The organism is Pseudomonas sp. NPDC087639, assembly GCF_044743385.1.
In the GTDB taxonomy this organism is placed as follows: Bacteria; Pseudomonadota; Gammaproteobacteria; order Pseudomonadales; family Pseudomonadaceae; genus Aquipseudomonas.
This window is the reverse complement of sequence record NZ_JBIUWI010000103.1, coordinates 309-10,289: the sequence shown is the minus strand read 5'-3', so window position 1 is coordinate 10,289 and position 9,981 is coordinate 309. Positions and strand designations below refer to the sequence as shown.

Sequence of the window (9,981 nt, the reverse complement as noted above, 5' to 3'; positions counted from 1 at the left end):
GAAGAGCTGAAAACCCTCGACGTGATCCTGACGTGCCAGGGCGGCGACTACACCAGCGAAGTGTTCCCCAAGCTGCGCGAAGCCGGCTGGCAGGGTTACTGGATCGACGCGGCTTCCAGCCTGCGCATGAACGATGACGCGGTCATCATTCTCGATCCGGTCAACCGCAAGGTTATCGACCAGCAACTGGATGCGGGCACCAAGAACTACATCGGCGGCAACTGCACCGTCAGCCTGATGCTGATGGGCCTGGGCGGTCTGATCGAGGCCGGTCTGGTCGAGTGGATGAGCGCCATGACCTATCAGGCGGCCTCCGGTGCCGGCGCGCAGAACATGCGTGAACTGATCAAGCAGATGGGCGCGACTCACGCCGCTGTTGCCGATCAACTGGCCGATCCCGCCAGCGCGATCCTCGACATCGATCGTCGCGTGGCTGAAGCCATGCGCAGCGAAGCGTACCCGACCGAGAACTTCGGCGTGCCGCTGGCCGGCAGCCTGATCCCGTGGATCGACAAGGAATTGCCGAACGGCCAGAGCCGCGAAGAGTGGAAGGCCCAGGCCGAGACCAACAAGATTCTGGGTCGCTTCAAGAGCCCGATCCCGGTCGACGGCATCTGCGTGCGCATCGGCGCCATGCGTTGCCACAGCCAGGCGCTGACCATCAAGCTGAACAAAGACGTACCGATCGCCGACATCGAAGGGCTGATCAGCCAGCACAATCCTTGGGTCAAACTGGTGCCGAACCAGCGCGAGATCAGCATGCAGGAGCTGAGCCCGACCAAGGTCACCGGCACTCTGAATGTTCCGGTCGGTCGTTTGCGCAAGCTGAACATGGGTTCGCAGTTCGTCGGTGCTTTCACCGTCGGCGACCAACTGCTGTGGGGCGCGGCCGAACCGCTGCGTCGCATGCTGCGGATCCTGCTGGAACGTTGATCAGTTGACGCATTGAAAGAGCCCGCGCCTTGAAAGAGGCGCGGGTTTTTTTATGTCCTAAGTTTCTCGGGCGACTGTGCCAGCCTCTTCGCGAGCAGGCTCGCTCCCACAGGGGAATGCATTTCAAGGTGGGAGCGAGCCTGCTCGCGAAGGGGCCGGTCGAGGCACCGCAAATCCCGGACAGAAATTGCCTGTGCGGCACTCACCCGGTAAAGTGCCGCTCCCCCCGTTTCGCCAGAGGCCGCACCATGACCCAGACCCTAGATATTGCCGTGATCGGCGCCACCGGTACTGTCGGCGAAACCCTTGTACAGATTCTCCAAGAGCGCGACTTCCCGGTCGGCAACCTGCACCTGCTGGCCAGCAGTGAATCCGCTGGCAGTTCGGTGCTGTTCCGTAACAAAAACGTGCGCGTGCGTGAAGTCGACGAGTTCGATTTCAGCAAGGTCAAACTGGTGTTCTTTGCCGCCGGTGCTGCCGTCTCGCTAAGCTACGCCGCTCGCGCTCATGCTGCCGGTTGCTCGCTGATCGATCTGTCCGGCGCCTTGCCGGCCGATCAGGCGCCGCAAGTGGTGCCGGAAGCCAACGCCGCTGTACTCGCCGGTTTGAAAGCGCCGTTCCAGGTCAGCAGTCCAAGCCCGTCGGCCACCACGCTCGCCGTGGTGCTGGCGCCGCTGCTTGATCTGATCGACCTGCAATACGTCAATGTCACCGCCAATCTGGCCGTTTCCGCCCAAGGTCGCGAAGCCGTGACCGAACTGGCGAGACAGACCGCCGAACTGCTGAACATGCGCCCGCTGGAGCCAACATTTTTCGACCGTCAAATGGCTTTCAACCTGCTGGCGCAGGTCGGCACCCCCGACGCACAAGGCCATACGCTGCTGGAAAAACGCCTGGTGCGTGAGTTGCGTCAGGTGCTGGCGCAGCCTTTATTAAAGATTTCCGCAACTTGCGTTCAAGCCCCGGTGTTTTTTGGCGATAGCTTTAGCGTGACCTTGCAGTCAACGAAGGCCGTGGACCTGGAAAAGGTCAATGCCGCGCTCGAAGCTGCGTCGGGTATCGAACTGGTCGAAGCGGGTGATTACCCGACAGCAGTTGGTGACGCGGTCGGGCAGGACGTTGTTTATGTCGGGCGCGTGCGCAGTGGTGTCGACGACCCGGCGGAACTAAATCTGTGGCTGACGTCAGATAACGTACGCAAAGGCGCCGCCCTCAATGCTGTGCAGGTGGCTGAATTGTTGATAAAAGACCTGCTGTAAAAGATACTTGGCAACAATTTGTCGACTGAATCTAGGTGAGCGCTATGCTTGGCCGGAGCACTCGATAACGTTTTACCCTCCGGGACTTTCCGGGGCATCAAAGAAATGATCGCGCGCGACACCTGTCGTCGTCGCGCGCAATGCCTTACGGCAGCGGCAATCAACATCTTCTCGCTGGCCGAGGAACGTTAAAACAAAGGATGAGGCTATGGTTCAAGTTCGCAAACTGGTGTTAGCAATAGCGGCCGCCTCGGCGCTGTCCTCCGGTATGGCGCATGCCCTCGGGCTCGGGGAGCTGACCCTGAAGTCGACCCTGAACCAGCCGCTGGTGGCCGAGATCGAGCTGCTCGACGTCAAGGATCTCACCGCTGCCGAAGTGGTGCCGAGCCTGGCCTCGCCGGAAGATTTCGCCAAGGCCGGTGTTGATCGCCAGGCCTTCCTTAACGATCTGACGTTTACCCCGGTGCTTAACGCCAGCGGCAAGAGCGTGTTGCGCGTGACCTCGAGCAAGCCACTGTCGGAACCGATGGTGAAATTCCTCGTCCAGGTGATGTGGCCGAATGGCCGTCTGCTGCGCGATTACAGCGTGCTGCTGGATCCGTCGAAGTTCTCGCCGCAGACCGCAGATGCTGCCGCTCAGCCAGCACCGTCGCAAACCGTCACTGCGCCGACCACTGGCGCCACTCACTCGAATCAATACACCACCACGCCGCGCGATACCCTGTGGGAAATCGCCGCGAAGGCGCGCACCGGCGGTTCGGTGCAGCAGACCATGCTGGCCATTCAAGCGCTGAACCCGGATGCGTTCATTGGCGGCAACATCAATCGATTGAAAACCGGCCAGGTGCTGCGTCTGCCTGACTCGGTACAAAGTACTTCGCTGCCACAGTCGAAAGCTATTGCTGAAGTCGCTGCACAAAACGAAGCATGGCGTCAGGGGCGTCGTTACGTGGCCAAGCCTGGCACTGGCCAGCAGCAACTCGATGCGACCAATCGTGGTCGCGGCAATGCCGGCGCTGCGCCCAATGCCCAGGACAATCTGAGCCTGGTCTCCGCCGAAAGCGCCAAGGCGCGCGGCAACGGCCCGGCCGGCGATGCCAAGGCCCTGAGCAACAAGCTCGCCGTGACCCAGGAAAGCCTCGACACGACCCGTCGTGACAACGAGGAACTGAAAAGCCGCATGTCCGATCTGCAAAGTCAGCTGGACAAGCTGCAAAAGCTGATCGAACTGAAGAACAATCAACTGGCGAAGATGCAGGCCGAAGGGTCGGGCGCTGCGCCAGCCGCCAATCCTGCCGTTGCACCGGTTCCAGCGATCACTGCCGAACTGGCCGCCACTCCGCCAGCCACGCCAGCAGAAGCGGCAGCGGCATCGCCTACGCCGGAATCGGCTATTGCGCCGCCGGCTGAGACACCGGCTGAAACTCCGGTGGTCGAGCCGAAACCGGTTGTCGATGACGAGAAGACGTTTAACGAGCTGCTGACCAATCCGATCCTGCTGGGTCTGATCGGTGGCGGTGCTGTGGTTCTGCTGCTCCTGCTGTTGCTTTTGGCGCGTCGCCGCAAAGCTCAGCAGGAAGCCGAGAAACATGTGCGGATGGCTCGCGCCCTGGCTGAAGAACAAGAGTTCTCCGCCGAGCAGGATCTGCCGGAAAGCAGCTTTGAAGGTCTGGAAACACCGGCCGCCAGCGTCAAACTGAACACGCCAACCCCTGCGCCATCTCCAATCCCGGCAGCAGTAGTTGCGCCGGTGGTCATGGCCGAACCGATTGCCGCGCCACTGGTTGCCCCGGCAGCCGAGCGCTCCGACGACGTGCTGGACAAGGCGCAGTCGCACATCAATGCCGGTCGCCTGAATCAGGCAGCCGCGTTGCTGGAAGAGGGCGTCAGCTTTGAGCCACAGCGCAGCGACCTGCGTCTGAAGCTGATGGAAGTTTACGGTCAGCAAGGTGATCGTGATGCGTTCGTTGCTCAGGAGCGTCAGTTGGTGGCCAATGGCGACAACTTCGCCAAGGTCGAAGAGCTGAAAAGCCGCTTCCCGGCCATGGCCGTAGCGGTCGCCGGCGGTCTGGCGGCAGCGGCTATTGCTGCCGAGCTGGATGCGCAGTACGTCAAGGATCTGCTGCTGGATGAGCCGCAAGCGCCGGAATCGACTCCTGTTGAAGACAATCTCGACAGCGCGTTTGATCTGAGTCTGGACGATCTCGACAACATTACCCCGGTTGAGCCTGCGCCAGTGGTCGAGCCAGAAGCTCCGATCGAGCTCGACGAGTTCCCGTCGGACGATGACCTGAGCTTCGAGTCGGTGCTGCAACAGCAGACCGAAATCAAAGAGAATCTGGACGATCTGTCGGACTTCGACCTGGACATGGACCTTGGCGCTGAGCCTGCGCCCGTGGCATTGGCCGATGACGACTTCCTGCTGGATCTGGACGAAGGCGTGAAGGATCTGCCAGCTGTCGAGGCGCCGGTCGTTGCCGACGTGCCGCAGGATGACCTGGAGCTGCCAGCCGATTTCGATCTGTCGCTGGCTGACGAAATGGACAGCAATCCGGCCGAGCCTGATGCGTTTGCTGCCGAACTGGACGATGTCAACGCCGAGCTGGATCGTCTGTCGCAAAGCATCGCCGAACCGACCTTCACCGAAGCCGATGCGGCAATGGGTGATGATCTGGGCGAAGATGATTTCGACTTCCTTGCCGGTACTGACGAAGCGGCCACCAAACTCGATCTGGCCCAGGCCTACATCGATATGGGCGACAGCGAAGGTGCACGCGACATCCTCAACGAAGTGTTGACCGAAGGTGACGAGAAACAGCGCGGCGAAGCGAAGGAAATGCTTTCCAACCTGGCCTGAGTCAGCGTTCAGCAGTCAACAGAACGGCAGCCTATCGAGGCTGCCGTTTTTGTTTGTTTTTCCAGAGGCAAAAGATCGCAGCCTTCGGTAGCTCCTACATCGTGATCCGCGTTTTTATGTAGGAGCTGTCGAAGGCTGCGATCTTTTGATCTTGAGGCCCTATAATGCCCGCCTTTGCAAAAACAGCAGGCTGTCCCACCTTGGCAAACATAGATAACCCGGTCGCCGAACTGGCCCCCGACGGTTTTTACCGCGTCGCGCTCGGCGTTGAATACAAAGGCTCGCGCTACAGCGGCTGGCAGCGTCAGTTAACGGGTGTGTCGACGGTGCAGGAAGAGCTTGAGAAAGCCCTGTCGAAAGTCGCCAATGCGCCGGTTTCCCTGCAGTGTGCCGGCCGTACCGACGCAGGCGTGCACGCCTGCGGACAAGTGGTGCATTTCGACACTCAGGTCGATCGTTCGCTGAAAGCCTGGGTGATGGGCGCCAATATCAACCTGCCCCACGACATCAGCGTCAGTTGGGCGCGGGTCATGCCGGCGCATTTTCATGCCCGGTTCAAAGCCATCGCCCGGCGTTATCGTTACGTCATCTACAACGACCAGATTCGTCCGGCGCATCTCAACGAAGAAATCACCTGGAACCACCGCCCGCTGGATGTCGAGCGCATGGCCGAGGCCGCTCAGTATCTGATTGGCACTCATGATTTCAGCGCCTTCCGTGCCGGCCAGTGCCAGGCCAAGTCGCCGATCAAGAAGATGCATCACCTGCGCGTCACTCGTCACGGCAAGATGATCGTGCTCGACATTCGCGCCAACGCCTTCCTGCATCACATGGTGCGCAACATCGCCGGCGTGCTGATGACCATCGGTGCTGGCGAGCGGCCAGTTGAGTGGATGAAGGAAGTGCTGGAAAGTCGCGAACGCCGTTCCGGTGGTGTCACGGCGCATCCATATGGGTTGTATCTGGTGCAGGTCGAGTATCACGACGAATTCCCATTGCCCGAGCGTTTTATCGGGCCACACTTCCTTACGGGTTTCTCGGAACTTGACGGCTGACGCCCTCGAACGCTTTTGTTACCATCCGGGACTTTCCCGGATTTGCCTCGGAGTTTTTCTCGACATGTCAGCCGTTCGCAGCAAGATCTGCGGGATTACCCGCATAGAAGATGCGCTGGCCGCCGTTGAGGCTGGGGCGGATGCGATCGGATTCGTGTTTTACCCCAAGAGCCCGCGCGCGGTAACCGTGCAGCAGGCTCGGGCGATCATCAAGGCATTGCCGCCGTTCGTGACCACGGTGGGGCTGTTCGTTAATGCCAGCCGCTGTGAGTTGGGGGAAATCCTCGATGCCGTACCGCTGGATCTGTTGCAGTTTCACGGTGACGAGACCGCTGAGGAGTGTGAAGGCTGGCATCGTCCGTACATCAAGGCGCTGCGAGTCAAGGCTGGCGATGATATTGCTGCCGCCTGCAACGCTTATCCGAGTGCCAGCGGCGTATTGCTTGATACCTACGTTGAAGGTGTGCCCGGCGGAACCGGCGAGGCGTTTGACTGGTCATTGATTCCTCGGGAGTTGAGTAAGCCGCTGATTCTGGCGGGCGGGCTCACTCCGGAGAACGTCGCAGATGCCGTGGCGCGGGTTCACCCGTATGCAGTCGATGTCAGCGGCGGGGTAGAGGCGAGCAAGGGCATCAAGGATCACGCAAAGATTCGCGCGTTTATCAACGCTGTACGCGGGATATGAATGTGACGGCTGGCGAACTGCCGCCGTCCATCAATGCACCTGCATAAAGCAGGCGAGGCTGAGGGTTTCCGGATGGCACGCAGGTCATGTTTCGCACTGACCGTGGCTGTCCAGCAATCATCGCCACACACATGAATTTAGCTGAAGGGCATACGCGGGGCTGCGAACCAGAGCGTTCGGGCCGCCGGTACTGGAGAAAGAAAGCATGAGCAACTGGTTAGTAGACAAACTGATCCCTTCGATCATGCGTTCGGAGGTCAAGAAGAGCTCGGTGCCTGAAGGTCTGTGGCACAAATGCCCGTCCTGCGAGGCTGTGCTGTATCGTCCGGAGCTGGAAAAGACCCTGGACGTTTGCCCCAAGTGCAACCACCACATGCGCATCGGCGCACGTGCGCGTATCGACATCTTCCTCGATGCCGAAGGTCGCAACGAACTGGGCGCCGATCTGGAGCCGGTTGACCGTCTGAAATTCCGCGACGGCAAGAAGTACAAGGATCGCCTGACCGCTGCGCAGAAGCAGACTGGCGAAAAAGACGCATTGATCTCCGTAAGTGGCACCCTGCTGGGCATGCCGGTGGTGGTTTCGGCGTTTGAATTCAGCTTCATGGGCGGCTCCATGGGCGCCATCGTTGGTGAGCGTTTCGTACGCGCTGCCAACTACGCACTGGAAAATCGTTGCCCGATGATTTGCTTCGCCGCCTCCGGTGGTGCGCGCATGCAGGAAGCCCTGATCTCGCTGATGCAGATGGCCAAGACTTCGGCCGTGCTGGCGCGTCTGCGTGAAGAAGGCATTCCGTTCATCTCCGTGCTGACCGATCCGGTCTACGGCGGTGTTTCCGCCAGTCTGGCGATGCTCGGCGACGTGATCGTCGGCGAACCTAAGGCTCTGATCGGTTTCGCCGGTCCGCGTGTCATCGAGCAGACCGTACGTGAAAAACTTCCGGAAGGCTTCCAGCGCAGTGAATTCCTGCTGGAGCACGGTGCGATCGACATGATCATCCACCGTCAGGAACTTCGCCCACGTCTGGGTAACCTGCTGGCCCAAATGACTGGCAAGCCGACGCCAAAATTCGTCGCGGCGCCAATCGAGCCGATCGTGGTTCCGCCGGTGCCTGCTGGCCTATGACCGAGCGCACCCTTGGCGAGTGGCTCGCCTACCTTGAGCAGTTGCATCCGTCGGCCATCGACATGGGCCTGGAGCGTTCGCAACAGGTAGCGTCCCGCATGGGGCTGGGCCAGCCGGCGCCTCGGGTGATTACGGTCACCGGCACCAACGGCAAGGGGTCGACCTGCGCATTCGTGGCTTCGTTGCTACGGGCGCAGGGCCTGAGCGTTGGTGTCTACAATTCTCCGCACCTGCTGCGTTACAACGAGCGGGTGCAGCTCAATGGTGTCGAAGCCACTGACGCACAGCTGTGCGAAGCCTTCGCAGCGGTCGAGGCCGGGCGCGGCGAAACTTCCCTGACTTACTTCGAAATGGGCACCCTGGCGGCGTTCTGGCTGTTTCAACAGGCTGGGCTCGATGCGGTGGTGCTGGAAGTCGGTCTGGGCGGGCGTCTGGACACGGTCAACGTGGTAGACGCCGATATCGCGCTGGTCACCAGCATTGGCGTCGATCACGCCGATTATCTGGGCGACACCCGTGAGTCGGTGGCCTTCGAGAAGGCCGGTATCTTCCGCCAGGGCAAGCCTGCCTTGTGTGGCGACCTGAATCCTCCGCAACCGTTGCTCGATAAAGCGCGCGAACTGGCATGCCCGTTCTTTCTGCGTGGACGCGACTTTGACCTTGGCATCACTGACCAGAACTGGCAGTGGCGCGGCACCGATGCGCAGGGCCAGGTTGTCGAATTGCACGACTTGCCATTGCTCGATCTGCCGATGGAAAACGCCGCGCTGGCGTTGCAGGCTTATCTGCTGCTCGGTTTGCCATGGAATGCCCGGCAAATTGTGGCCGCCTTGCAGGCGACTCGCGTGGTCGGTCGGCTGGATCGTCGTTCGTTCCAATGGAACGGCAAGCGCCTGAATCTGTTGCTGGATGTGGGTCATAACCCGCACGCGGCCGAGTATTTAGCCCGTCGTCTGGCCTCGCGACCTCCGGTCGGCAAGCGTCTGGCGGTGTTCGGCTTGCTGGCGGACAAGGATCTGGATGGTGTTGTCAGCGAATTGAATGCTAGTGTCCAGCACTGGGCCGTGGCACCGCTGGATTCGCCGCGCGCGCGTCCGGTAGCAGAATTGCATGCGACCTTGCAGAACCTTGGCGCATCGGTCACGTCTTACGACAGTGTTGCCGCCGCTTTGGAAGGGCAGTGCGCAGTCGCAACCCGCGACGACGAGATTCTGTTGTTCGGATCATTTTATTGTGTCGCCGAGGCCCTTGAATGGCTGGCCCGGCGCTCCACGGAGGAAGCGGCAAATGGCTTTGCTGGATAAAGCGTACAAGCAGCGCATGGTTGGCGCGCTGGTGCTGGTAGCGCTGGCGGTGATTTTCCTGCCGATGCTGTTTTCCCGTCAGGATGAACAGCGGCAAGTGACTGTCGAGGCCCCGGCTGCTCCGCAAGCCCCTTCTGTGCCGCAGGTGCAATTGGAATCGGTGGCCGTGCCTGAGCCGCAAGCTTTGCCGCAAGAACCTGTGCCAGCGGATGAAGAGGTCGCAGAAGACACTGCACCTGCTGCACCGATCGCGCCTGCCCCGGCGCCGACAGCTCCCATAGCAATCGCCAAACCGACTGCGCCGCCTGCGGTGGCCAAGCCGATTCCGGCGCCTGCTCAGCCGATCGCTGCTGCGTCGACCAAGCCTGATGCCGCGCAAAGCCGTGTCGATGCCAATGGTCTGTCGGTGAGCTGGTCGGTTCAACTGGCGAGCCTGTCGAGTCGCGCCAGCGCCGAAAGCTTGCAAAAAAACCTGCGCAGCCAGGGGTATAACGCTTACATCCGCTCTGCCGATGGCAAGAATCGGGTGTTCGTCGGGCCGCTGATCGAGCGTGCCGAGGCCGATCGTCTGCGTGATCTGTTGAGCCGTCAGCAGAACCTCAAGGGCTTTGTCGTGCGCTTCCAGCCCGAGCGTGGCTAAGATCTATCGATTCGATTGAAATGCACTGAAAATCGCAGCTTACCGATAGCCATGCGCTCTGCTAAAATGCGCCGCCTTATCCGTCTGTAGGCTGCACTGTGCCATTTACCTGGGTTGACTGG

At 60.6% G+C, this 9,981-nt stretch carries 8 protein-coding genes; all 8 read left to right on the top strand.

Annotated features, from left to right (window positions below; all coding sequences use genetic code 11):
- On the top strand, nucleotides 1-933 hold a 933-nt coding region (asd, locus tag ACIOVB_RS25835), incomplete at its 5' end, for an aspartate-semialdehyde dehydrogenase (protein WP_401272087.1).
- Between the two features lie 248 nt (nucleotides 934-1,181).
- Nucleotides 1,182-2,192, top strand: coding sequence for an aspartate-semialdehyde dehydrogenase (locus ACIOVB_RS25830; protein WP_401272086.1), 1,011 nt, complete (start codon nucleotides 1,182-1,184; stop codon nucleotides 2,190-2,192).
- A 208-nt stretch (nucleotides 2,193-2,400) separates the two neighbouring features.
- Nucleotides 2,401-5,049 (top strand): FimV/HubP family polar landmark protein, encoded by a 2,649-nt coding sequence (locus ACIOVB_RS25825; protein WP_401272085.1) that lies wholly within the window; start codon nucleotides 2,401-2,403, stop codon nucleotides 5,047-5,049.
- A 164-nt stretch (nucleotides 5,050-5,213) separates the two neighbouring features.
- A complete protein-coding gene (gene truA / locus ACIOVB_RS25820; RefSeq protein WP_401272084.1) occupies nucleotides 5,214-6,104 on the top strand; it encodes a tRNA pseudouridine(38-40) synthase TruA in 891 nt (296 codons plus the stop codon).
- Nucleotides 6,105-6,168: 64 nt separating this feature from the next.
- Nucleotides 6,169-6,789 (top strand): phosphoribosylanthranilate isomerase, encoded by a 621-nt coding sequence (locus ACIOVB_RS25815; RefSeq protein ID WP_401272083.1) that lies wholly within the window; start codon nucleotides 6,169-6,171, stop codon nucleotides 6,787-6,789.
- Between the two features lie 205 nt (nucleotides 6,790-6,994).
- The gene (gene accD / locus ACIOVB_RS25810; RefSeq protein WP_016984535.1) at nucleotides 6,995-7,915 is read left to right on the top strand and encodes an acetyl-CoA carboxylase, carboxyltransferase subunit beta; all 921 of its coding nucleotides are present in this window, start codon (nucleotides 6,995-6,997) and stop codon (nucleotides 7,913-7,915) included.
- The gene (folC, locus tag ACIOVB_RS25805) at nucleotides 7,912-9,219 is read left to right on the top strand and encodes a bifunctional tetrahydrofolate synthase/dihydrofolate synthase (protein ID WP_401272082.1); all 1,308 of its coding nucleotides are present in this window, start codon (nucleotides 7,912-7,914) and stop codon (nucleotides 9,217-9,219) included. Before accD ends, folC begins: the two co-directional genes overlap by 4 nt.
- Complete coding sequence (locus ACIOVB_RS25800) at nucleotides 9,203-9,859, top strand: SPOR domain-containing protein (RefSeq protein ID WP_401272081.1); 657 nt, start codon at nucleotides 9,203-9,205, stop codon at nucleotides 9,857-9,859. Before folC ends, ACIOVB_RS25800 begins: the two co-directional genes overlap by 17 nt.
- Nucleotides 9,860-9,981: the final 122 nt, after the last annotated feature.

Coding starts and splice junctions, on each gene's coding strand:
- ACIOVB_RS25830 (WP_401272086.1), top strand. CDS start 1,182: ATGACCCAGACCCTAGATATTGCCGTGATCGGCGCCACCGGTACTGTC.
- ACIOVB_RS25825 (WP_401272085.1), top strand. CDS start 2,401: ATGGTTCAAGTTCGCAAACTGGTGTTAGCAATAGCGGCCGCCTCGGCG.
- truA (WP_401272084.1), top strand. CDS start 5,214: ATGCCCGCCTTTGCAAAAACAGCAGGCTGTCCCACCTTGGCAAACATA.
- ACIOVB_RS25815 (WP_401272083.1), top strand. CDS start 6,169: ATGTCAGCCGTTCGCAGCAAGATCTGCGGGATTACCCGCATAGAAGAT.
- accD (WP_016984535.1), top strand. CDS start 6,995: ATGAGCAACTGGTTAGTAGACAAACTGATCCCTTCGATCATGCGTTCG.
- folC (WP_401272082.1), top strand. CDS start 7,912: ATGACCGAGCGCACCCTTGGCGAGTGGCTCGCCTACCTTGAGCAGTTG.
- ACIOVB_RS25800 (WP_401272081.1), top strand. CDS start 9,203: ATGGCTTTGCTGGATAAAGCGTACAAGCAGCGCATGGTTGGCGCGCTG.